The sequence below is a fragment of the Streptomyces sp. NBC_01294 genome, assembly GCF_035917235.1.
Classification (GTDB): domain Bacteria; phylum Actinomycetota; class Actinomycetes; order Streptomycetales; family Streptomycetaceae; genus Streptomyces; species Streptomyces caledonius.
This window is the reverse complement of record NZ_CP108423.1, coordinates 7,108,027-7,130,461: the sequence shown is the minus strand read 5'-3', so window position 1 is coordinate 7,130,461 and position 22,435 is coordinate 7,108,027. Positions and strand designations below refer to the sequence as shown.

Genomic DNA, 22,435 nt, shown 5'->3' with positions numbered 1-22,435 from the left:
ATGCGGCGAGGACCTGGGCGCATCGTGCCGCTAACTAAATTTTCAGTCAATGTGTGACAATGCGAGACGCACACGGCAGGAGGGATCACACAGTGACCGACCGCAGACGGGCCATCCTCGAGGGCGCCGCACGCGTCATCGCACGTCAGGGCGTCCGAGGACTGCGGGTGGCGGACCTGGCGGCCGAGGCCGGCGTGTCCACCGCCCTGGTCTACTACCACTTCGAGGGTCGGCCGGGCATCCTGCGGCACGCCCTGGCCTTCATCGGGGACCGGGCGGACCGCTACACCGCGGCGTCGGGGAGCGAGGCCGAGGCCCGCCCCTCGGATCCGCGCCGGCTCCTGGAGCAGACCCTGCTGAGGGAGTTCCAGGACCTCCCCGAGGTGCGCGAGAACAGCACGGCCTGGGGAGAACTCCGGGCCCACACGGTCTTCGATCCCGAACTGCGGGACGACCTGGCCGCGGCGGGTGCCGCCTGGGTGGCGGAAGTCGCAGCCCCCCTCGCCGAGCTCTGCCCCGCCGCGCCGCACGCCGCCGTCACGGCCGCCGCAGAGCGGCTGACCGCCCTGCTGGAAGGGCTCAGCGTCCGCTGGCTCAGCGGACTGCTCTCCCTGAAGCACGCCCACGTCCTGATGCGCGAGGCGATCGGAGTGGAATTGAGCCGACTCGGTTTCCCATCAGTTGCGGATTGACTGAAATTCCAGTCAGTGTCAGAGTGGCGACACCTGGCCGCATCGCTTTTCGCGCATACCGGCCGTTCGCGGTGCGGAGTGCGCACCCTTGTCCGTAAGGACCGGTTTGTCGGCCTATCGCCACCGTCGCGCCCGCCCTGGCCGCATGCATCCCTTCCGCCAGTCCACGATCGGAGTCTCCGTGTCCTTCACTCCCCCCACGCGTCGGACCGTCCTTCGCACCCTCGCCGGAATCGGCGCGGCCGTCCTCGGCTCCTCGGCCTGCGGACCCTCCGACGCCGGAGCACCGGCCGGTGCCACCGGCGCGCCCTCCCAGCCCGCCACCGCGGGCGGCAAGCGCCGGCTGGGCGCCGAGTGGGAGAGCCACACCCGTACGTTCATGTCCTGGCCGGCGCTGTCGTCGGTCTGGGAGGGAGACCTGCCCTACGTACGCGAGGACATCGCGCGGATCGCGCGGGCCGTCGGGGAGTACGAGGCGGTCGTCATGATGGCCCGGCCCGACCAGGCGGACGCGGCGCAGCGGGCGTGCGGCTCGCAGGTCGAGGTGATCCCGCTGGCCGTCGACGACCTCTGGGCCCGCGACACCGTCCCCGTCTTCGTCGAGCAGGACGGCAAGGTCGTCGGGGTCGACTTCAACTTCAACGGCTGGGGCAACAAGCAGGAGCACAAGAACGACGGGGTGGTCGGCCGCACCCTGCTCCAGAAGTACGGGATCCCCCGGATCCAGGCTCCGCTGGTCGCGGAGGGCGGATCCTTCGAGCCCGACGGCGAGGGCACCCTGCTGATCACCGAGAGCTCGATCGTCAACGACAACCGCAACCGGGGCAAGAGCCGGGACACGATCGAGGCGGAGCTCAAGCAGACCCTGGGTGTCGAGAAGGTGGTGTGGCTGGCCGGCGTACGCGGCGAGGACATCACGGACGCCCACGTGGACAGCCTCGTTCGCTTCACCGCACCCGGTGTGGTCCTGCTGGACCGCGCACACCCCGGTACCCCGCCGGACTCCTGGTCGCGCTCCGCCGACCAGGCGAAGTCCGTCCTGTCGCAGACGACGGACGCCCGCGGCCGGCGCTTCGAGGTCATCGATCTGCCGCAGCCCGACCTGAACAGGATCACGGGCGAGGGCGACGACTTCGTGTCGACCTACGCCAACTTCTACATCGCCAACGATGCCGTCTTCATGCCCAGGTTCGGGGACCGCAAGGCCGACGACCGGGCCCGCGCCATCCTGCAGGAGCACTTCCCGAAGCGGGACATCGTGCCGGTCGTGATCGACACGATCGCCTCGGGAGGCGGCGGCATCCACTGCTCGACCCACGACCAGCCCGGCAAGCCGGCCGCCTGATCGCCCACGCCGCGTCACACCGTGTACACCGCGGGCCGGGCCGATGCCGACCGGGTGGACGTCGAGGCGGCCCCTCGTGACCACGTCGTCACGCTCCCGACCGCGACCGCGACCGGGACCGGGACCGCAACCGCGGTGGCGATGACGGTGACAGTGGTGTGCGCGCCCCGTCAGCGCAGTTGGCGGCGGACCAGGTCGTGGAAGAGGCCGTTCGTGTCGGCCAGCAGTTCGGCGGGTGGGCCCTGCTGGACGATCCGGCCGTCCGACATGGCGATCACGCGGTCGGCGTCCATGATCGTGGAGAGGCGGTGGGCGATCACGACGCGGGTGGCGCGCAGGGCGCGGGTGGATTCGATGACCACGCGCTGGGCTTCGTTGTCCAGCGCACTCGTGGCCTCGTCGAAGAACAGGATGCGCGGCTTGCGGATCAGGGCCTGGGCGATCATCAGCCGTTGGCGCTGGCCGCCCGAGACCGTGCCGCCGCCGTCGGACAGCATGGTGTGCATGCCCATCGGCATGGCCTTGATGTCCTGCGCCAGGCCCGCCATCGCGGCGGCTTCCCACGCCTCTTCGAGCGAGAACGTCCCGGCGCCGCAGATGCAGTCGAGGATCGAGCCGGTGAAGGGCTGGGCGTTCTGCAGGACGACGCCGCACTGGCGGCGCACGGCCGCCCGGTCGAGCGCCGCCAGGTCCTGGCCGTCGTACAGCACGCTGCCTTCAGCGGGCTTGTCGAAGCCGATGAGCAGCCGCAGCAGTGTCGACTTTCCGCAGCCACTGGCCCCGACGATCGCGACGAACTCGCCTTGGTCGACCCGGAAGTTGACGTCGTCCAGTACGAGCGGACCGTCGTCGCCGTAGCGGTAGGACAGGTTCTTGGCCTCGATGGCACCGGTCAGCTCGCCCGGTCGGGTACTGGAGCGGCCCACCTCGGGGGTCTCCCGCAGCACCGGCTTGATCTGCTCGAACATCGGCAGCACCGCGGCGGCCGAGATGAGCGCACCGGTCAGCTGTGTGACCGACGACAGCAGCATCGTCAGCGCGGTGCTGAAGGTGAGGAACTCGCCGGCGGACATGGCACCGCGAGCCGGTCCGGCCAGCAGCACGAACATCACCAGCGTGCACAGCGGCAGATAGACGGCGCCCAGGACGGTGATGACGTTCTGTATCCGGCCGATGCGCTGCTGCAGGTCGCGGGTACGGGCGAACTCCCGGGCCCAGGCTGCGTACGCGAAGCTCTCGGCTGCGGCGACCCGGAGCTTGGGCAGGCCGCGCAGGGTCTGGAAGGCCTGGTTGTTGAGCCGGTGGCCGAGCTTGATCAGGCGGCGCTGGTAGCGCAGCTGCCACAGCCCCAGGCCCAGGAAGACCCCCGCGATGACGACCAGCATGGCGAGCGCCGCCATCGCCAGCGGCACGCTGTAGACGAGCAGCAGGACGAGGTTCATCGTGCCGACCGCGCCCGACTGCACGCAGACCGGGCCGATGCCGGACAGGACGCGGCGGATGGCGCTGATGCCCATCGCCGCGCCGGCCAGTTCGCCGGTGGAACGGCCGGCGAAGAACTTCGTCGGCAGCCGCAGCAGCCTGTCCCACACCGCCGGCTGCAACGTGGCCTCGATGCGGCCCTCCATGCGCAGGAGGGAGGTGTTCTGCAGCAGCATGAAGACGGCCGAGACGATGCCGGTCGCGATCAGGGCCAGCCCGGTCTGCACGATCAGGCCGTTCTCGGCCTGTGGGACGTACCGGCCGAGGACCTGGCCGGTGGCGATCGGCACCAGTGCGCCCAGGACCACCGCGGCCAGCCCGCCCAGGAGGAGGCTGCGCAGCTCCGGGAAGGTGCCGCGCACGCTGAAGCGGAGCAGCGCCGGGAGGCTCACCCGCCCGTCGGGCAGGGGGCGGTAGAACATGACGGCGCGCGGTTCGAAGGCGGCCTCGTTGGTCTTCCCGATGCGCTCGCGCGTGCCGGTGGCGGGGTCGACCGCCTCGTAGCGGCCGCGCCGCCACAGCAGGGCGACCGGCGTGCCGTCCTTCTCCCGCCGGCCCACCAGCGGACCGGTGTCCTCCCGCCACCAGCGCCCGCTGAGCCCGACCGCGCGGGTGCGGATCCGCGAGGCGAGCGCGATGCGTTCGACGGGGTCCGTCTGCTCGGCCGTGGGGCCGGCCGCGCCCGGTTCGGACAGGGTGATGCGGGCCGCGTCGGCGACCACGCGGCACACGGCGAAGGTCGCGTCGGCGCTCCCGCTCCGGTGGGGACCCCGGCCGGAGCGGCCTATGGACGCCAGCAGCGTCCGGTCCGCCTGGGTACGGGCAGCCCGGCCCGCCTCGATTCCGGCCGCCGTGCGGTCCTCGTGCGTGCGCTCGAGCTGTTCGATCCAGCCGTCGAGGGCGTACAGCAGTCGGTACTGCTGGTCGACCATGCCCTGCCACATCGCCGCGTCGACGAGGAGGGTGCCCACCGCCTCCGTCTCGTACACGGCGCCGTACTGCACGCTGCCCGGGGTGACCTGCATCCACAGGATGTCGTCATCGGCGCCGCCGTGCCCCGGGGTGGCGCTGCCGTCCAGCGGGGCCTGGTAGAGCACGCGCAGCCCGCGGCCGATGCCACGCGCGAAGGCGTCCTCGAGCGGGCTCGGTTGTCCGGCGGCGGCGCCGTACTGCCCTGGGGCGGCGTACCACGGCCCGCCGTTGAAGTGGTCGCCTTGGAACTGGTTGCCTTGGAACTGGTCGCCGTGGAACTGGTCGACGTACTCCGGGCGGTACAGCTCCCGCAGTTCGATGCGGCGCAGCCGGCACCCCTGCAGGGGCCGGCCGACCAGGGTGTGGTCGGGGCCCTCGGCCGGGCCCAGGAGCAGGGTGCCCGGCTCCAGTCGGCCCAGGAAGTGCCAGTGCCCGGCCTGCGCGGCGTCTACGGCGAACAGGTCCAGCTCGCCGTGCACGACGAGCCACAGGACGAGCGGGCCCTCCAGGGACAGGCTGCGCACGCCCGTGCAGTCGACCGGCGAGCCCAGTCCGCCCAGGGCCGCGACGACGGGGTCCGGGGCCGCACCCGGCCGGCCGGCGGTGGCGGGACCGGCGGTGGCGGTGGCGTGGTGCGGGTACGGGTGCGGATGCGGATGCGTCACCTCAGTGCTCCTTGACCAATGCGGCGTACGCGCCCTGCACCGCGACCAGATGCTCGTGCCGGCCGCGTTCCACGACCGTGCCCCGGTCGAGGACGACGATCTCGTCGCTGTCGCGCACCGTGCTCAGCCGGTGGGCGATGACCACGCAGGCGCAGCCCCGGCGGCGCAGGTTGTCGATGATGACCTGCTCGGTCACCGCGTCCAGGGCGCTGGTCACCTCGTCGAGGACCATGACGCTGGGGCGGCGCACCAGCGCCCGGGCGATCTCCAGGCGCTGGCGCTGGCCGCCGGAGAAGTTGCGGCCGTCCTGCTCGACGCGGCTGTGGATGCCTCCGGGGCGACGCGCGACCACGTCGTGGACGGCGGCGTCCTCGAGGGCGGCGATGACGGCCTCGTCCGGGATCGACGGGTCCCACAGCGTGACGTTGTCACGGACGGTGCCTTCGAAGAGGAAGACGTCCTGGTCGACGAAGGAGACGGAGGCGGCCAGCGCACCGCGCGGGATGTCCTCCAGCCGCATCCCGTCGATGCGGATGGCCCCCTCCCAGGGGGTGTACAGGCCGGAGATCAGCCGGGAGACGGTGGACTTGCCGCTGCCCGAGCCGCCGACGAGCGCGACCTGCTGCCCGGGGCCGACCGAGAGCGAGAAGTCCTTGAGCAGCGGGGCGTCCAGGGGGCTGTAGCCGAAGGTGACGTGCTCCAGATCCACATGGCCCTTGAGGCGTCGGGTGCCCGCGGCGGGCTCGCGGCGCGCGTAGACAGGGGCGACGGGAAAGTGTTCGACGTCCTTGAGGCGGGCGACGTCGGCCGCGAAGTCCTGGATCCGTCCGGCGACGCCGCCCAGCCGGGAGATCGGCGCGGTGAAGCTGGTCACCAGCGCCTGGAAGGCGACGAGCAGACCCACGGTGAGGTGTCCCTCCACCGCCCGCAGGCCGCCGATCATCAGGATCAGCGCACTGTTGAACGCCGCCAGCGTGGGCGCGACGATCGCCAGCCACGCGCTGGGCACGCCGAGCCGCTGCTGGACGTCGAGGGTGACCGCGTGCTGTCCGGCCCAGCGGCGGAAGAAGCCGTTCTCGCCGCCCGTGGCCTTCATCGTCTCGATGAGCTGGAGGCCGCTGTAGGAGGTGTTGGTCAGCCGGGCGCTCTCGGCGCGCAGCTTCTGGGTACCGGTGGCCCTCAGCTGGATCACGACGCGCAGGGCCACGACGTTGAGCAGTGCCACGGCCACACCGACGAGGGTGAGCTGCGGATCGTACGTCCACAGCAGTACGGCGTAGAGCACGACCACCACGGCGTCCACGCCCGCGGCGGCGAGGTCCCGGGCGAGGGTCTCGGCGACCGCGTCGTTGGACTGCAGGCGCTGGACCAGGTCGGCCGGGTTGCGCTGGGAGTAGAAGGCGACCGGGAGTCTGAGCAGGTGCCGGAAGAAGCGGGCGCTGCCCAGGGTGGAGGAGATGATGCGCCCGCGCAGCAGATTGGCCTGCTGCAGGGCGGTGAGTGCCGCGGTGAGGACGAGCGTGACGGCCATCGACGCGAACAGCACGCCCAGCAGGGACGTCTGCTCCCCGATGAGGAACATGTCGATGTACGTGCGGCTGAGGGCCGGCACCGTCGCGCCGACGGCGACCAGGAGGAGGCTGGAGAGCACGGCGGCGGCCATGGTGCCCGAAGTGCCCCGCAGGCGGGCGGGCATGGCTCCGAGGACGCCGGGCTTGCGGCCGCCCCGGCGGAAGCCGTCGTCGGGCTCGAAGGTGAGGACGACACCGGTGAAGCTGGTGTCGAACTCGTCCATGGGGACGAACCGGCGGCCCTTGCCGGGGTCGTTGACGTACACGCCCCTGCGGCCGAAGCGGCGGGCCGTGCCGTCGTAGACGACGTAGTGGTTGAACTCCCAGAAGAGGACGGCCGGGGCGCTCACCTCGGCGAGCGCGGCCAGGTCCATCTGCATGCCCTTGGCCTTCAGCCCGTAGCCGCGGGCGGCCTTGAGGAGGTTGCTGGCGCGGGAGCCGTCGCGGGAGACGCCGCAGGCGATGCGCAGTTCTTCGAGGGGGACGAAGCGGCCGTAGTGGCCGAGCACCATGGCCAGGGCGGCGGCGCCGCACTCAACGGCCTCCATCTGCAGCACGGTGGGGGTGCGCACGGGGCGGGGCGTCCGGCCCCTGGGGGCGGGCGCGGATCTGCGGCGGGCGCCGCCCTTGGGCTCGGGGCGGTGGCGGCTGCGTCCGGCGGGAGGGAGCTGCGGGGTCTGCGGCGGTACCCCGGTCCGCGGCGGCGCGGTCACGGCAGCAGCCAGTCGACCGGGCGCCGCGCGGCGAGGTGGACGGCGCCGGTGACCGGCGTCCTCGAGTCGACGGTGTACGGGGGCCCGTCCGCGGAGGACCACCGGTAGCCGGACGTGGTGGAGGAGGACCGCTCCAGCTGTACGACGACGGCGACCGGGGCGCCGTGGCGGGAGAACTGTTCGGCGAGCCCGCCGTCGCCGAGGAAGCCGCCGATCTGCGCCGGTGTCTGGGGCGCTCGGCCGACCGCCTTGACGTGGCCGCGCAGCATGCCGAACTGCTGCTGCGGGACGGACTGGACGCTCAGGTCGACCCGGGCGCCCACGGGGATCGCCGAGCCGCTCCCGCCCGGCACGTACAACACGGCCACCAGCGGGTCCTCCGGATTCTTCACACGTTCCACGGTCGCCACGTCCGCGCCGGTGGCGACGACCGAACCCACCTTGGCCACCAGCGCCGTCAACCGGCCGCCGGTCACCACGCGTACGGGTCGGTCCCCCTGCTCCGTGCGCACGGTGAGCAGGGGCGCACCGGCGTCCAGCAGTTGGCCCTCCTCGGCGAGGACTCCGGTCACCTGTCCCGCGACCGGGGTCTGCAGCACGTAACTGCCCTCGGCCTGGGTGAGGAGGCCGGGTGCGCTCAGTTTGGAGGACACGGTGCCGGTGAAGGCCCAGTAGCTCGCGGCGGCCAGGACGATGACCGTGACGGCCAGGACGAGCCGCCCCTGCGGGCGCGCGAAGCCGACGGGCAAGTCGAGTTCTTCGGGCGATTGCAGCTTGGAAAGAGCCTTTTGGCGAAACTGCACGGACTATTCCTTCAACTGCATTCGTACCGGTCGGGCATGCGGGCAGCCAGGAACCCCGGAGCCGTGGGGGATACTCCGGGGTTCATGGGGATATCCCGATCAGAGACCGGCGCGACCGGTGTTCACCGAAACGCCGGTGATGCCCGTGACCAGGCCGGGGACGTTGGAGACGAGACCGGTCGCGGCCTGGACGGTGTGGAGGGAGCCCACGACGCCCACGACGTCGCTGACGTCGCTGGTCACGGCGCCGGCGAGGCCGCCGGACACGCTGATGATGCCGCCGGAGACGGCGTCCAGCTCGGTGTCGGCGATCTCACGGGTCTCGAGGTCGTTACGCATGACGCGCACCTTTCATTGGGGGGAGGAATTCCTGCCTGCGGCGGCCAGGCGGCCTGAACTCGGCTGCCCTTTCCGACTGCGGCAATGCGCAAGATGAAAGCACGCGAACGGACGGCGCACCCAATCCCGTTGACGTCTCATCAAGCACAGATGGCCGCCTCTGACGACTGACGTGCAGCTTGATTCACCGAATGGTGACGGCTTCTTCACAGGATCGAGTAACAGATATGGGCCGCCCGCTGCTTACAAGGAACGAAACGGGGCGGACACCCATCAATCGCATCGGGCATATCCGGCATTCCGCAGGGCGGCGGAGGCGGACTGCCGGGATCGCGCACACGTTGTGCAGGTTTCCGGAAGGCGCGAGGAAGGTGCGAGGAGTGACGGACTCGCCACGCTCGGCTCAGACCGGCTGCGCCAGGACCTCTGCGAGCCGGTCGAGGCCCCAGTCCAGGTCTTCCTCGTCGATGACCAGGGGAGGGGCCAGGCGGATGGTGGTGCCGTGGGTGTCCTTCACCAGGACTCCGCGGTCCAGGAGTCGGCGCGCGACCGCGCTGCCGCTGCCGTGGCGCGGGGAGACGTCGACGCCCGCCCACAGTCCCCGGCCGCGGCTGCCCTCGATCAGTCCCGCCCCGGTCATCTCGTGCAGCCGGGCGTGCAGCCGGGCTCCGAGGTCCGCGGACCGCTGCTGGAACTCGCCGGTGCGCAGCATGGCGATGACTTCGAGGGCGACGGCGCAGGCCAGGGGGTTGCCTCCGAAGGTGGAGCCGTGCTGGCCCGGGCGCAGGACGCCGAGCACGGCACGGGAGGAGACCACGGCGGAGACGGGGACGAGGCCTCCGCCGAGTGCCTTGCCGAGCAGGTACATGTCGGGGGTGACCTGTTCGTGGTCGCAGGCGAAGGTCCGGCCGGTGCGGGCCAGTCCGGACTGGATCTCGTCGGCGATGAGCAGGACGTCGCGTGCGGCGGTGAGTTCGCGGACGCGGGCGAGGTAGCCGGGGGGAGGGACGCGTACGCCGGCCTCGCCCTGGACCGGTTCGATCAGGACGGCGACGGTGTCGTCGGTGAGGGCCGCTTCCAGTGCGGCGGCGTCGCCGAAGGGCACGGTGTCGAAGCCCGGGGTGAAGGGGCCGAAGTCGGCCCGGGCGTCGGGGTCGGAGGAGAAGGACACGACCGTGGTGGTGCGGCCGTGGAAGTTGCCGGCGGCGACGACGATCCGTGCGCGGCCGGGGGCCACGCCCTTGACCTGGTACCCCCATTTGCGGGCGACCTTGACGGCGGTCTCGACGGCTTCGGCACCGGTGTTCATGGGGAGGACCGCCTCCATCCCGCACAGGTCCGCGAGTCCGGCGCAGAAGTCGGCGAACCGGTCGTGGTGGAAGGCGCGGGAGGTGAGGGTGATCCGGTCGAGCTGTGCCTTGGCCGCGGCGATCAGCCGGGGGTTGCGGTGGCCGAAGTTCAGGGCCGAGTACCCGGCGAGCAGGTCGAGGTGACGCCTGCCCTCGATGTCGGTGGTCCAGGCTCCCTCGGCGGAGGCGAGGACCACCGGGAGGGGGTGGTAGTTGTGCGCACTGTGGGCTTCGGCGGCGTGAACCGCTCGGCCGGTCACGGACCTCGCGGCCGTGTGGGCGGTGGTGGACATGGTGACTCCGGTCTGTGAGGCGCCTGACAAGGCGACGACGGTGCGGCGAGGCGGCGAGCGGCGGCCCGGTGATCAGGGGCGGGCCTGCAGGAAGGGCAGGGCGCGGGGGTGGACCTCGCGGGTGTCACGGCGCAGCAGGTCCGCGTACGTCTCACGGCGGACCGCTTCCCGGGCCCGGCCGTCCCGGCAGAAGACGACCGGGAGCCTGCGCGCGCCGTTGTAGTTGTTCGCCAGCGAGTAGCAGTAGGCGCCGGTCGCGGGGACGGCGACGATGTCACCGGGGTGCGGGGAGCGCAGGGGGACGTCGCGGATGAGGGTGTCGCCCGACTCGCAGTGGCGGCCGACCAGGTCGCAGCTCTCGCCGCCGCCGACCCGGTCCACCAGGGTGGCCTCGAACCGCTGGCCGTACAGCATGGGTTCGAGGTTGTCGGCCATGCCTCCGTCGACCGCGACCAGCGGGCGCTCGCCCGGCTTGACCGTGACCACGCGGTAGAGGGTGACGGCGGTCGGCCCCACCAGGGACCGCCCGGGTTCGACGATCAGCCGGGCGTCGTGCGGCAGGTGTTCGCGCGCGGCGTTGGTGAGGGTCTTGACGTACTCCTCGATGGTCGGGGGCCGGTCGGAGTAGGTGTAGCGGACGCCCAGGCCGCCCCCGAGGTCGTACACGCGGTGGCCGTCGAGCCCGGGGAGGGCGGCGATGGCCTCGACGGCGTGCCGGAACGGCCCGGTCTCCATGAGCTGGGATCCGACGTGCACGTGCAGACCGTCGAGGCGCAACCGGGAGCTGCTGCGGATGCGGGCCGCGGCCTCCGCGGCCTGGCGGCCCGTCAGGCCGAACTTGGAGCCGCGGTGTCCGGTCTGCATGGCGGCGTGGGTGTCGGCGTCGACCTCGGGGATGACGCGCAGGAGTACGGCCTGGCGTCCCTCCGTGACCAGCTTCTCCAGGCGGTCCAGGTCGTGCAGGTTGTCGATCACGACGGTGCCCACGCCCGCGGCGACGGCCATGGCGAGCTCTTCGTCGGTCTTGGCGTTGCCGTGCATGACGATGTGCTCGGGGTCGGCTCCGGCTGCCAGCGCGGTGACCAGTTCGCCGCCGCCCGCGATGTCGACGCCCAGGCCTTCCTCGACCAGCGTGCGGACCACTTCGGTACAGGGGAAGGACTTGGACGCGAAGACCGCTTGGCTGTTCGGCCAATGCTGGTCGAGGACGCGGCGGTAGGCGCGTGCCCTGCTGCGCAGAGCCGCCTCGTCCACCACGAGGGCCGGGGTGCCGAACCGCTCGGCGACCTCGGCGAGACTGCACCCACCGACCCTGAGCCGACCGTGTTCGTCCAGGTGGGAGCCGTCCGGGAAGAGTTCGAGCAGGTGGGTGCCGACGGTGGCCGCTGGTCGGTCGATGAGCATGGAACGTGCTTCCGTTCGGTTCGGCGGGTGTTCTCCTGTGGATATCCTGGCAACGCTCCGGCGCGAGCGCCGCTGCCGATCGGCCTACGAAACGAGTCCTCCATTGTCCGATCTCACAATCGCCTTGGACGGGTCCGCCACCCTGGGCGGCGTACTGGACGGCGCCGGGCCCGCGGGCCTGCGCCTGCTCACCGCCCCGGCCGGTCTGGGCGTGCCCGTGCGCGGCACGGTCATCTACGACGCCGGCGACCGGATCGCGGAGTCACCCGGCGGGCTTCTGCTGCTGGTCGGCGTCGATCCGGCGGACCCCCGCGTACTCGCGCTGCCCGCCCAGGCGGCCGCCCGCGGCTGCACCGTCGTCGTCATCAAGCGCCGGGGGCAGACCGCCGCGCCGTTCGTCGGCGAGGCCGAGCGGCACGGTGTCGCCGTGCTGGCCGCCGAGGACGACCTGCCGTGGCGGAACATCGACGCCGTGCTGAGCTGCGCCCTCACCGGTGCCGGCGCGACGGCCGTGCTCGGGGCGGTGCCCATGGGAGGCGAGCTGTACGCGCTCACGGACCATCTGGCGTCGGTGGTGGGGGGTGCGGCCGTGGTGGAGGACCTGGCCCGGCGCGTCATCGCGTACTCGAGCGTCCCGGGCGTCCGCATCGACGCGCCTCGCGAACGCGGCATCCTCCAGCGCCGCATCGAGAACCTACCGGAGCTGCCCGAGCAGCCGCGGCAGTACCAGCGCGTGCTGGCCTCGCAGACGGTGGTGAGGTTCCCTGTCATCGGCGCGGAACTGCCGCGGGCCGCCGTCGCGGTGCGCGCCGGCACGCTGCCGCTGGGCACGTTGTGGGTGATCGAACCGGAAGGCGGCATCTCCGAGGAGGGCGTGGCGGCTCTCGCGGAGACCGCGCGGCTCGTCGCCCCTCACCTGCTGCGGCTGCTGAACCTGCCGGAGGCCGAACGGCGGCTGCGCCGGGACACCTTCCTGGCGCTGCTGGACTCGGGTTCGGCGCCGGAGGAGGCCTGCGCGCTCCTCGGGATCCGTACGGGGATCCCCTTCCGGCTGCTGGCTTTCGCGCCGCCCGGGACGGCGGCGGGCGGGGAGCCGTTCCCGGTCTCGGCCGCCGCCCTGGCCACCGTCCTCGAACACGCGGAGTCCGAGCTGGCCCGGCATGCGGCGGCGCACCGCCCGGACGTCACCGTCGCGGCGGCGGGCGGGGTGGTCTTCGTCCTGCTGCCGTACTCGACCGAGGGGGGGTCCGGCCTGCGCCTCGCCGAAACCGCACTCGCCACGGTGCGGCGAGCGGTCTCGCCCGGTATGCGTGCCGCGCTGAGCCGCCCGTGCCGGGACGCGGCTGCCTCGGCCTCCCTGCGCAGGGAGGCCGAGGCGATTCTGCGGGCCACGGTGGACGCTCCGGCCGGAGCGCCGGCGGCGACGGTGGCCGACGTCCGCCACCGGATCCTGCTCGACCGGATCGGGGACGAGCTGGAGCGTGACCCGTGGCTCCGGCTGTCCGGGGTCGACGAGCTGGTCGTCCACGACGCGGAACAGGGCACCAGTTACGGAGCCTCGATCACGGCCTGGCTGGACGAGCTGGGCGACATCGCCACGGCAGCGAACCGGCTGCGGGTGCACCCGAACACGCTGCGGCACCGCCTGCGGCGTGCGCGGGAGCTGTTCGCCCTGGACCTCGACGATCCCGATGTCCGGCTGGCCGTCTGGCTGGAGCTCAGGCGGTCGGCCCAGCCGCCGCCTCCGGGGCCTCGGGTGCCGTGACCGCGGACGGCGCGGGGGCGGCCGCCGACGCAACGGGCGTCGTGGTGCCGGGCGTTGCGGTGCCGGCCATGGCGGTGGCGGCCGTGGCGGTGCCGGCCGTGGCGTCGTCGGGCTCCCCGCCGGCTCGTTCCAGCCGGGAGTGGCGCCGGCCGAACCCGAGGTAGAGCCCGGCGGCCAGCAGCAGCCACGCACCGAACAGGGTCCAGGTCAGTCCGGGCAACAGCCACGCCAGGTACAGGCAGGACACGGCGGCCAGCACCGGCACGAGCGGATGCAGCGGCAGCCGGAAGGGGCGCGGCGCGTCCGGGTTCGTGCGCCGCAGGACGACGACGGCCGCGGCGACGGCGACGAACGCCATCAGCGTGCCGAGGCTGGTCAGGTCGGCCAGCTGCTGCAGCGGCACGAAGGTGGCCAGGAGACCCACGCCCGCCCCGACGATCCAGGTGTTGCGGGCCGGGGTGTGCCGCTTGCGGTCGACACGGGAGAACACCTGGGGAACGAGGCCGTCACGGGCCATGGAGAAGAGGATGCGGGTCTGCCCGAAGAGCGTCACCAGCACCACGCTGAAGATCGACACGACCGCTCCCGCGGACAGCACCAGGGCGGGCCATCCGGTGCCCGTGACGGCGCGGAGGATCTCGGCGAGGACGGCGTCACCGGCATCCGCCTGCTCGCCGAACCGCGCCGAGTCCTGGGCGCCGACGCCGGCCAGGGCGACCGCCCCGTACAGGACGGTGACGGCGAGCAGCGTGAGCAGGATCGCCAGCGGCACGGTGCGGCGGGGGTTGCGGACCTCTTCGCCCGCGGTGGACACCGCGTCGAAGCCTATGAACGAGAAGAACACGCCGGACGCGGCGAGGGTCACCCCGGCCACGCCGTGCGGGGCGAAGTCGCCGAGCCGGTCGCTGTCGAAGGCCGTCAGGGCGACGGCGACGAAGAGGACCAGGACACCGATCTTGACGCAGACCATCACCGTGTTGACGATGGCCGACTCCCGGGTGTCGCGTACCAGCAGCAGGGAGCACAGCAGCACCACCGCCAGCGCCGGCAGGTTGAACACGCCGCCGGCTCCGGGCGGCTGGCTGATCACGTCGGGGAGCGTGAACCCGAAGAGGGCGTCGGTGACCTCGTTGAGGTACTGGCCCCAGCTCACCGCGACGGTGGCGACGGCCACGCCGTACTCCAGGATCAGGCACCAGGCGACCAGGTACGCGGCCCCCTCGCCCAGCGAGGCGTACGCGTACGAATAGGTGCTGCCGGCGACGGGCACCGCGCCCGCCAGTTCCGCGTAGCACAGGGCCCCCAGGCCGGCGACGACGGCCGCCAGCGCGAACGCGAGCACGACGGCGGGCCCTGCCTTGGGCACGGCCGATCCCAGGACGAAGAAGATCCCGGTTCCCACGACGGAGCTGATGCCGAGCATGGTCAGCTGGCCCAGCCCCATGGTGCGCCGCAGCCCGCCGTGCTCGCCCTCCTGGTCCGCCTCTCACACCAGCTGGTCGAGCGGTTTGCGGCGCATGACCGCTCTTGTGAACGTGGGCATCGATGGTGCTCCTCAGGGATCCGTGCGCCCGGGCACTCGGGCGCTGCACGGATCCTGTAGGTCCGAAAGGACCGGGCCAACGGACCAGCCTCCTGTGCTCGGCGGGTGGCATTGGCCGATCGGCCATAGACAGGGCGCGGGCGAGTGCCGCCGGACCGGCACGGCAGCGACGAGGGTGAGCAGTGCGGCCGTGGCGACCACGGCGACGAGGACGGCGTACAGGTGCGCCGCCGTCCGCAGGCCGTACAGCTCCGTCAGGAGTCCCGCGGCCACGGCCGGCCCGCTCATCGCCACGTAGCAGAGCACGTGGTACGCGGCCAGCGTCGTGCCGCGGTCCGGCTGCGGGACCGCGGCGAGGACCATGCGCAGCGAGCCCTGTGACACCGCGCCGAAGGCGGCGCCGGCCAGGAGGGCCGCGGTGAAGACGGCGGGCAGGCTCACCAGGTGCATGCCCGTCAGGGACAGGGCGACGGCGACGGGAACCGCGGAGCAGCCCAGCAGTGCGGCGGTCACCGGGCGCAGCCCGCGGGTGGCCCAGACCGTGAGGGCCGCCGACAGGCTGAGGGTGAAGAAGACCAGTCCTCCGGCCGTCTGCGGGGCGTTCGGGGCCACGAGGCGGACGAACGCCGGGCCGAGGGAGGAGTAGAAGCCGCCCAGGGCCCATACGGCGACGACTCCCCCGCCGCTGATCACGAGGGCCCGGCGGGCCACCGGGGAGACGGCGACGCGGGGGCGCAGCGAACGCCATGCCCCGGCGTGGGGGTGGGCGGTCTCGGGCGAAAGGGCGACGGCGGCGGCCTGCCCCAGGAACACGAGCATCAAGGCGAGGTACACGGTGACGGTCGGTCCCGGCGCGTGGCGGATGAGCACGGTGGCCGCCAGGACGCCGGCGGCCATCCCGGCCGGCGGCGCGATGCTGTTGGTGAGGGCGGATCCGCCTCGGCGCCCGGGCTCGTCGAGGTCGACGAGGGCGGCTCCCGCCGCGCTGGCGGCGGCGCCGGTGGCGATTCCTTGCAGGACGCGGGCGGCGATGAGCGTTCCCGCGCCGTCGGCGCTCGCGAACGCCGCCATCGAGGCCGCTTCCAGGGCGAGCGCGGCCACGAGGACCGGGCGCCGCCCGACGTGGTCGGACAGACCGCCGGTGGTGAGCAGGGCCGCCAGCAGGGCGAGGGTGTACGCGCTGAAGACCACCGTCACGGACAGCGCGGACAGCTCCCACCGGTCCTGATAGACGGGATAGAGGGGCGTGGGCGCGCTGGAGGCGGCCAGCAGGGTGATCAGGACGGATGCGTTCAGCACGAACGGCAGGCGCTTCGTCATCGAACGACAACTCCCGACTCAGGACAGAAGATCAACTTTGAGCACGCTACCGCCCGCTCCACCATTAACGCAATTTATTCGCTTTAAGCTGCCACCGTGAAGCAAGAACTTTGCTTTAAGCTGCCGGCATGAGTCGCAAACCGATGGTCCGCCCGGGCGGCCGCAGCGCCCGCGTGCAGGAGGCGGTCCACACCGCCGTGCGCGAGCTCCAGGCCGAGGTGGGCCGCCCCGAGCTGACCGTCCCGCTGGTCGCGGCCCGCGCCGGCGTCACCCCTTCGACGATCTACCGGCGCTGGGGCGACCTGCAGGAGCTGCTGTCGGACGTCGCCGTGGAGCACCTGCGGCCGGACGCTCCGCCGCAGGACCACGGAGACCTCTCGGCGGACCTGCGGAGCTGGTCCGAGCAGTTCATCGAGGAGATGGGCTCCCCCATCGGCCGGGCCTACCTTCGCGACGCCCTGCTCGGCGCCCCCGACGGCGACAACGCGGCGCGGTGCTCCGCGTACGCGGCCGAGCAGATCGACGTCATGCTCGCCCGGGCGGCGGAGCGCGGCGAGGACGCCCCGGACGTCGAGTCGGTCCTCGACCGGGTCGTGGCGCCCATGATGTACCGCATCCTCTTCCGTCCCGGCGACCTCACGGCCGCCTATGCGCGCCGGCTCGTACAGGAGGCCCTGGACGGCCTGGACGGCCCCGGCACCTCCCGCTGACCGGTCGCTTCACTTCGCCGGGGCATCTCGCCGAGCAGCAGGGCCCGTTGCGCCAAAGGTCGAGATCGGGGTCGGGGTCGGGGTCGAGATCGGGGTCGGGGTCGGGGTCGGGGTCAGGCTCAGACTCCGGCCACCGCGCCCCGGCCGGGCACCGGATCGAGCCGGTAGCCGTCTCCGGCGGTGACGACACGGCCGGCGGTCGGCGGGGGAAAGTGGGTGCCGAGGACGAGGGCGCCGGTGTCGGCGAGCGAGGCCAGCAGCGAGCGGCGGGTCACCTCGGCCCGCTCGGGGTCGATGTCGACGCAGCTGCCGATTCCGGGACGTGCGAGCTGGACGGGGTGATGGACGCAGTCCCCGGTGATCAGGGCCGTGGCGCCGCCGCTGCTCAGCCGGACGGCGAGGTGACCGGGCGTGTGACCCGGGGTGGGCACCAGGCGCAGACCGGCGGCGATGTCGACGCCCTCGGCAGGCACGTCGACCGGATCGAGCAGCCCCGCCGCCTCGACCGGATGCACGGAGTCGCGGAACATCGCACGCCGCGCCTCCTCCATGTCGTACGCCGCCCAGAAGTCGTACTCCGCCTTTGCCGTGAGGTAGCGGGCGTTGGGGAAGGTCGGCACCCACGCGCCGTCCACCTCCCGCGTGTTCCAGCCGACGTGGTCGGTGTGCAGATGCGTCAGCACCACCACGTCGACGGATTCCGGAGTGAACCCCGCCGCCGCAAGACGTGCGAGGTAATCGGTGCGCAGGTTGTGCCACGCCGGGTTCGCGCGGGTCTTGCCGTTGCCGATGCCGGTGTCGACGAGGACGCGCAGTCCGTCCACGACCAGCGCGAAGCTGTGGCTGTCCAGGCGCAGGACCCCGTCCTGATCCGCGAAATCCGGTCGGAGCCAGCCCTGTTCGGCGACGACGTCAGGGGTGGCGGCCGGCAGGAGCCAGGGGCCGGTCTCCGGCGGCAGGGGGACCTCGTCGATGCGGTGGACGGTGACGTCGCCGATCGTCCAGGACGGGGCAACGGCGAGCGGTGCTGCGTGCACGAGGAGGGCCTTCCTTCGTCTGCGGAGGGCCAGCGCCCACCTAAACGCGATTGATTCGCTTTAAGTACCGTAGACTCCGTCACCAGCTAACGCAACCTCTTAGCTTTAGTGGGCGGTGATCGCCCTGCCGCCGCCCCGCCGCCCCCTCCTCAGCCCTATCAGGAAGGCCCCACATGTCCGCCGCTGATCTCACACCGCCGGAGGCGGCCCGCTGGGCCGCTCGATCCGGTCTCCCCCTGCCGAACAAGCGCCACGCGCCCGTGGCGGCCACCGCCGACCACATCCGTTCCGTCGTCTCCGTCCTGCGCGAACTGGACTTCGGGGACACACCGCCGTCCTTCGCGTACCGCGCGGGAGGGGAACAGCACGATGCAGCCGTATGAATTGACCCTGGCCGACGCCGCCGAGGCGGTACGGACCCGGCAGGTGTCGCCGGTCGAGCTGGTGGACTCGGTACTGGAGCGCATCGAGCAGGTCCAACCGCGCCTGCGGCCCTACTCCTTGGTCACGGCGGACCATGCACGGCAGGCAGCGCGACGCGCGGCCGACGAGGTGATGAGCGACAGGGCGCGAGGACCTCTGCACGGCATTCCCGCCGGGTTGAAGGACCTGATCGACGTGGCCGGCACGGCCACGTCCGCGAGTTCCCGGGTGCGTGACGGTCACCGGGCGGTGGCCGACAGCACCGTCGCCGCACAACTCTCCGCGGCCGGCGCGGCGTTCGTCGGCAAGACCCACACCCACGAATTCGCCTACGGCCTGACCACGCCTCAGACCGGCAACGCCTGGGACCCGGGGCGGGTCGCCGGCGGGTCCAGCGGCGGGTCGGCCGTCGCCGTGGCCGCCGGAGCGGCCACGTTCGCGCTGGGGACCGACACCGGGGGCTCGATCCGGGTCCCCGCCGCACTGAACGGGGTCGTCGGCCTGAAGCCGACGTACGGGCTGGTACCCCGCCACGGCGTGACCTCCCTGTCCTGGTCGCTCGACCATGTCGGCCCCCTGACCCGCACGGTGGAGGACGCCGCGCTGGTCCTGGCCTCCCTGACCGGCCACGACCCGCGCGACCCGGCGTCCGTGCCGGCTCCGGCCGTCGACTAGCGGCCGGGGCCCGGCACGGATCTGACGGGACTGCGCGTCGGCGTGCCGGTCAACTACTACTTCGACCGCGTGGCCCCGGAGATCGAAGCCGCGGTGCGGCACGCGATCGACCGGCTGGAGGCCCTCGGCGCACGGCTCGTCGAGGTCGAGATCCCGATGACGCGCTACATCCAGGCGACCCAGTGGGGGCTGATGGTGCCGGAGGCCACCGCCTACCACGAGCGGACGTTGCGCGCGGTGCCCGATCTCTACGGGGCGGACGTCCGCGTCCTCCTGGAGGCCGGCGAGCTCATGACCGCCGGGGACTACCTCCGCGCCCAGCGAGCCCGCACCCTGATGCGCCGGGCCTGGCTGGACATGCTGGACGGGGCGGACGGGGTGGACGTGATCGCCGCGCCCACCGTGCCCCTCACCGCCGCGAAGGCCGGACAGACCACGGTGACCTGGGGCGACGGCACGGTGGAGAGTGTCTCCGACGCCTATGTGCGCCTGTCGGCACCGGCCAACGTGACCGGTGTGCCGTCGCTGACCGTGCCGGTCGGCCGGGACCCGCACGGCATGCCGATCGGCATGCAGCTCATGGGGAAGCCCTTCGGCGAGGCCGTACTGCTGCGTGCGGGGCACGCGTACGAGCGGACCGGCACCGCCTCCGGCCTGCACCGGCCGCCTGGGGGTTCTCGGCCGCGCGGCGCCGCCCCACCGCTTGGCTACCGCGCCCTGCGCACGCTGCGGACGTCCTCCTTGCCCACGCCCTCCTTGCCCACGCCCTCACTCACGGCCGCGTCCGTCATACCGGGCAGCACCACCGCGATCCAGCCGGGCCGGTCCGGGAACAGGCCCGGCGGTCGCAGCGGCCAGGGCGTGAACGGTCCGGCAGGTCGTCCGCCCGTGCTCCACGTCCCGCCCGTCCCGCCCGTCCTGCCCGTGCCGTCCGTCCCGTCCGGACGGGGCGACGCGGCTCGCGACGACGGCTTCCCCGCGGTCGTGAACGGCGGTACGTCCTGCCCGCACCGCGCCCCCTCGGGCGGCAGCGCCCCGGTCAGGACGTACCGGACCACATGACGCTTCACACAGGTGCTCGGGTTGTCGAGCGCGGTGTGCCCGTGGCCGTCGAGCGTCAACAGCCGGGCCCCGGCGAGTTCTGCGGCCATCGCCTGCCCGGCGCGGTAGGGGGTGGAGGGGTCGTACACCGCGTTGACCACCAGCACCGGGTGCGCGGGCGTCCGGTTCCACGGGCCCGCATACGGGTCGGCGGCGCGGGCCGGCCACGCGGCGCAGGGCTCGTTCGCCCACGCCCACCACCGGCCGAGCGCCCCGGCCTGCCGCACGGCCAGGTCCTCAAGTCCGGCGTAGTGCCCGGGAGAAGCGGGATTGGGGCTCTCGGCGCACATGACCGCGAGCGACTGCTCGAACCCGGGATAGCGGGCGGACCCGGACGGCGCCGGCGACTCGTCGGGCGCCCGGCCCTGCCACAGCGACTGGAGCGTGTCGGCCGTACCGCTCCAGCCCGGGTGCACGGAGTACAGGCCGCCGCGGACCTCGCCCACCGCGCGGGCGTACGTCCAGGTGCCCACCGGCTCCTTGGCGAGGCGCGCCAGCAGGGCGTCGTACTTGGCCCTGGTCGCCGCCGGGCTCCCGGCGGAGAAGGGGCAGCCGGACACCGGGGCGCGGCCGCAGAGGTCGAGGAACTGCGCGAGGGTGGCGGCGGAGCCGAGGTGCGAACCGAGGCGCAGGAAGGTGTTCAGCCCGGGCTCGCCTCCGGCACCACGGTTCACCCACGCCCGTGGGTCGACGTTGCCGTCGACCACGAGCCGCCCGACCCGGTCGGGGAACAGGTTCGCGTACGTCGCGCCGAGCAGCGTGCCGTACGAGATGCCCCAGTAGCGCAGCCGTTCCTCCCCGACCGCCCGGCGGAGCAGGTCCAGGTCGCGCGCGGTGTCGGCGGTCGAGATGTGGCGCAGGAGCTGCGGATCGCGCCGCTCGCAGCGCTGCGCGAGGTCGGCGTACGCGGCGACGTACGCCCGCTGCTCCTGGGGGCCCACGGGGAACGGCGGGACACCTTCGTGCCAGGCCGCGGCCTCGCCGGCGGTGTCGAAGCACCGCACCGCCGTGCTTTCCCCGACGCCGCGCGGGTCCCAGCTGACGATGTCGAAACGGTCCTTCAGCTCCTGCGGGAACTTGCCGTACAGCTCGGGCAGTCCGACGGTCCCGGGGCCACCGGGCCCACCGGGGTTGAAGAACAGCGATCCGGCGCGCCGCCCCCGGTCGGCCGCCGCGTGACGGATCAGCGCCAGGTCGATCGTTCGGCCCGACGGGGCGGCGTGGTCCAGTGGCACCTTCGCCACCGCGCACTCGAAGCCCGCCTGGGCCGGCTGCGTACACGGCCGCCAGCGCAGGACGAGGCCGTCGCCGCTGTCGCCGCCGCCGGGACCGCCTGCCGACGCCACACCGGCCGCCGACAGCAGCGCCAGAACGGTTCCGGCCGCCACAGCCGCAACGCCTCGTAGATGTGTCGATATGCCGAAGCCGCGCATCGCCGGCCCCTTCCGTGTACGGGAACGGGCCTCACGTCGCGTGGGCAGGCCCCGCCTGCCATCACATCCGCGGGGGGTGCGCCGCACAACCGGCACGGGTCCGAACGGGTGCGGGACGGCGTCGGGTCGGCGTCGGGCCGGAACGGCGTCGGGTCGAGTCGGATCAGGTCGGATCGCGGTCACACGATGTCGGGCGCCGACTCCAGGACTCGCTTGAGGTTGCGCAGGGTGGTGCCGATGTTCCTGCGCTGGAACTCGGCGAAGGTGTGTCCCCGCGTCGCGACCCGGTCGAAGGCGTTGGCCGCGAGGTCCGGCCACGAGCGGCGGTCGTCGGTCCACGTCTCGGTCACCCGGGTGCCCTCCGGGACCGGCTCGAACCGGTACTCCCAGGTGGCGATGGGGCCGGGAATCCGCGGGCGCCGGACCCCGATGGCGTGCACCCGGAACCGGAACAGCCGGTCCTGCTCGACCGCCGTCACCGTGCAGCGCGTGGTCCAGCGGAAGGGTCCGCGCTTGTTCCGCCCGTCGAAGACCATTCCGACGCGGGTCTCGCCGGCGCCTCCGTGGACGGTGGCGCCGAGGTTCTCCGGGCTCCAGTCACCCATCCGCGCGGGATCGGAAACGTGCCGGTAGACGTCGGCGGGACGGATCTGGACGACGATGCTGTCGGACACCGTGAACGTACGAGGCATGGCTCTCCCCTCTCGGCGGCCGACGCTACCGTCCCGGCGCACCTCTGACTACCTCGGGGTAACTTCATCAGTTGCGTGCCGGGGATCGCGTGTATCGCGGGCGTATCG

Annotated in this window: 16 protein-coding genes and 1 pseudogene; 6 read left to right on the top strand and 11 right to left on the bottom strand. The window is 72.6% G+C overall.

Going from position 1 to position 22,435, the window contains the following annotated elements:
• Nucleotides 1-92: 92 nt before the first annotated feature.
• Both OG534_RS32245 and OG534_RS32240 read left to right on the top strand, forming a co-directional pair.
• Nucleotides 93-692, top strand: coding sequence for a TetR/AcrR family transcriptional regulator (locus tag OG534_RS32245; protein ID WP_326592747.1), 600 nt, complete (start codon nt 93-95; stop codon nt 690-692).
• Between the two features lie 181 nt (nt 693-873).
• Nucleotides 874-2,037, top strand: coding sequence for an agmatine deiminase family protein (locus OG534_RS32240; protein WP_326592745.1), 1,164 nt, complete (start codon nt 874-876; stop codon nt 2,035-2,037).
• 170 nt (nt 2,038-2,207) lie between these two features.
• Here the strand turns inward: OG534_RS32240 and OG534_RS32235 are convergent, their stop codons facing one another.
• The 6 genes from OG534_RS32235 to lysA form a co-directional block, all read right to left on the bottom strand.
• The gene (locus OG534_RS32235) at nt 2,208-5,156 is read right to left on the bottom strand and encodes an NHLP bacteriocin export ABC transporter permease/ATPase subunit (RefSeq protein WP_442807177.1); all 2,949 of its coding nucleotides are present in this window, start codon (nt 5,154-5,156) and stop codon (nt 2,208-2,210) included.
• Nucleotide 5,157: 1 nt separating this feature from the next.
• Nucleotides 5,158-7,440 carry an NHLP family bacteriocin export ABC transporter peptidase/permease/ATPase subunit gene (locus OG534_RS32230; protein ID WP_442807176.1) on the bottom strand — a complete coding sequence of 761 codons (2,283 nt, stop codon included), beginning with the start codon at nt 7,438-7,440 and terminating at the stop codon, nt 5,158-5,160.
• Nucleotides 7,437-8,243 (bottom strand): HlyD family efflux transporter periplasmic adaptor subunit, encoded by an 807-nt coding sequence (locus tag OG534_RS32225; RefSeq protein ID WP_326592741.1) that lies wholly within the window; start codon nt 8,241-8,243, stop codon nt 7,437-7,439. Before OG534_RS32225 ends, OG534_RS32230 begins: the two co-directional genes overlap by 4 nt.
• Nucleotides 8,244-8,342: 99 nt before the next feature.
• Nucleotides 8,343-8,582, bottom strand: coding sequence for a hypothetical protein (locus OG534_RS32220; protein ID WP_326592739.1), 240 nt, complete (start codon nt 8,580-8,582; stop codon nt 8,343-8,345).
• Between the two features lie 403 nt (nt 8,583-8,985).
• Nucleotides 8,986-10,224 carry an ornithine--oxo-acid transaminase gene (gene rocD / locus OG534_RS32215; RefSeq protein WP_326592738.1) on the bottom strand — a complete coding sequence of 413 codons (1,239 nt, stop codon included), beginning with the start codon at nt 10,222-10,224 and terminating at the stop codon, nt 8,986-8,988.
• 72 nt (nt 10,225-10,296) lie between these two features.
• Nucleotides 10,297-11,628 (bottom strand): diaminopimelate decarboxylase, encoded by a 1,332-nt coding sequence (gene lysA, locus OG534_RS32210; protein WP_326592737.1) that lies wholly within the window; start codon nt 11,626-11,628, stop codon nt 10,297-10,299.
• 103 nt (nt 11,629-11,731) lie between these two features.
• Between lysA and OG534_RS32205 the strand changes: the two genes are divergently transcribed.
• Nucleotides 11,732-13,393 (top strand): PucR family transcriptional regulator, encoded by a 1,662-nt coding sequence (locus OG534_RS32205; RefSeq protein WP_326592735.1) that lies wholly within the window; start codon nt 11,732-11,734, stop codon nt 13,391-13,393.
• Here OG534_RS32205 and OG534_RS32200 read toward each other — a convergent pair.
• The gene (locus OG534_RS32200) at nt 13,347-14,837 is read right to left on the bottom strand and encodes an APC family permease (RefSeq protein WP_326592733.1); all 1,491 of its coding nucleotides are present in this window, start codon (nt 14,835-14,837) and stop codon (nt 13,347-13,349) included. The two genes, OG534_RS32205 and OG534_RS32200, sit on opposite strands and share 47 nt — an antisense overlap.
• Before the next feature lie 111 nt (nt 14,838-14,948).
• Nucleotides 14,949-16,256, bottom strand: coding sequence for an MFS transporter (locus tag OG534_RS32195; protein WP_326592732.1), 1,308 nt, complete (start codon nt 16,254-16,256; stop codon nt 14,949-14,951).
• Between the two features lie 128 nt (nt 16,257-16,384).
• On the opposite strand from OG534_RS32195, the gene OG534_RS32190 reads away from it, so the two are divergent.
• Nucleotides 16,385-16,966 carry a TetR/AcrR family transcriptional regulator gene (locus OG534_RS32190; protein ID WP_326592731.1) on the top strand — a complete coding sequence of 194 codons (582 nt, stop codon included), beginning with the start codon at nt 16,385-16,387 and terminating at the stop codon, nt 16,964-16,966.
• 119 nt (nt 16,967-17,085) lie between these two features.
• On the opposite strand, the gene OG534_RS32185 is transcribed toward OG534_RS32190, so the two are convergent.
• Nucleotides 17,086-18,003 (bottom strand): MBL fold metallo-hydrolase, encoded by a 918-nt coding sequence (locus OG534_RS32185; RefSeq protein ID WP_326592730.1) that lies wholly within the window; start codon nt 18,001-18,003, stop codon nt 17,086-17,088.
• A gap of 173 nt (nt 18,004-18,176) precedes the next feature.
• Here OG534_RS32185 and OG534_RS32180 point away from each other — a divergent pair, with 173 nt between their 5' ends.
• Nucleotides 18,177-18,386, top strand: a complete 210-nt coding sequence (locus OG534_RS32180; RefSeq protein ID WP_326592728.1) for a hypothetical protein — start codon at nt 18,177-18,179, stop codon at nt 18,384-18,386.
• Nucleotides 18,373-19,758 (top strand): annotated as a pseudogene (locus tag OG534_RS32175) (amidase); the annotation flags it as partial. The gene OG534_RS32180 and the pseudogene OG534_RS32175, both read left to right, overlap by 14 nt.
• A gap of 50 nt (nt 19,759-19,808) precedes the next feature.
• Here OG534_RS32175 and OG534_RS32170 read toward each other — a convergent pair.
• Together OG534_RS32170 and OG534_RS32165 are read right to left on the bottom strand one after the other, a co-directional pair.
• On the bottom strand, nt 19,809-21,590 hold the full coding sequence (locus tag OG534_RS32170; protein WP_326592727.1) for an alpha/beta hydrolase: 1,782 nt from the start codon (nt 21,588-21,590) through the stop codon (nt 19,809-19,811).
• 224 nt (nt 21,591-21,814) lie between these two features.
• Nucleotides 21,815-22,327, bottom strand: coding sequence for an SRPBCC family protein (locus tag OG534_RS32165; protein WP_326592725.1), 513 nt, complete (start codon nt 22,325-22,327; stop codon nt 21,815-21,817).
• Between the last annotated feature and the right edge of the window lie 108 nt (nt 22,328-22,435).

What these genes read in the sequence shown, in the direction of transcription:
- OG534_RS32165 (WP_326592725.1), bottom strand. Translation starts at nt 22,327, where the DNA reads ATGCCTCGTACGTTCACGGTGTCCGACAGCATCGTCGTCCAGATCCGT.
- OG534_RS32180 (WP_326592728.1), top strand. Translation starts at nt 18,177, where the DNA reads ATGTCCGCCGCTGATCTCACACCGCCGGAGGCGGCCCGCTGGGCCGCT.
- lysA (WP_326592737.1), bottom strand. Translation starts at nt 11,628, where the DNA reads ATGCTCATCGACCGACCAGCGGCCACCGTCGGCACCCACCTGCTCGAA.
- OG534_RS32190 (WP_326592731.1), top strand. Translation starts at nt 16,385, where the DNA reads ATGAGTCGCAAACCGATGGTCCGCCCGGGCGGCCGCAGCGCCCGCGTG.
- OG534_RS32220 (WP_326592739.1), bottom strand. Translation starts at nt 8,582, where the DNA reads ATGCGTAACGACCTCGAGACCCGTGAGATCGCCGACACCGAGCTGGAC.
- rocD (WP_326592738.1), bottom strand. Translation starts at nt 10,224, where the DNA reads ATGTCCACCACCGCCCACACGGCCGCGAGGTCCGTGACCGGCCGAGCG.
- OG534_RS32195 (WP_326592732.1), bottom strand. Translation starts at nt 16,256, where the DNA reads ATGACGAAGCGCCTGCCGTTCGTGCTGAACGCATCCGTCCTGATCACC.
- OG534_RS32200 (WP_326592733.1), bottom strand. Translation starts at nt 14,837, where the DNA reads ATGGGGCTGGGCCAGCTGACCATGCTCGGCATCAGCTCCGTCGTGGGA.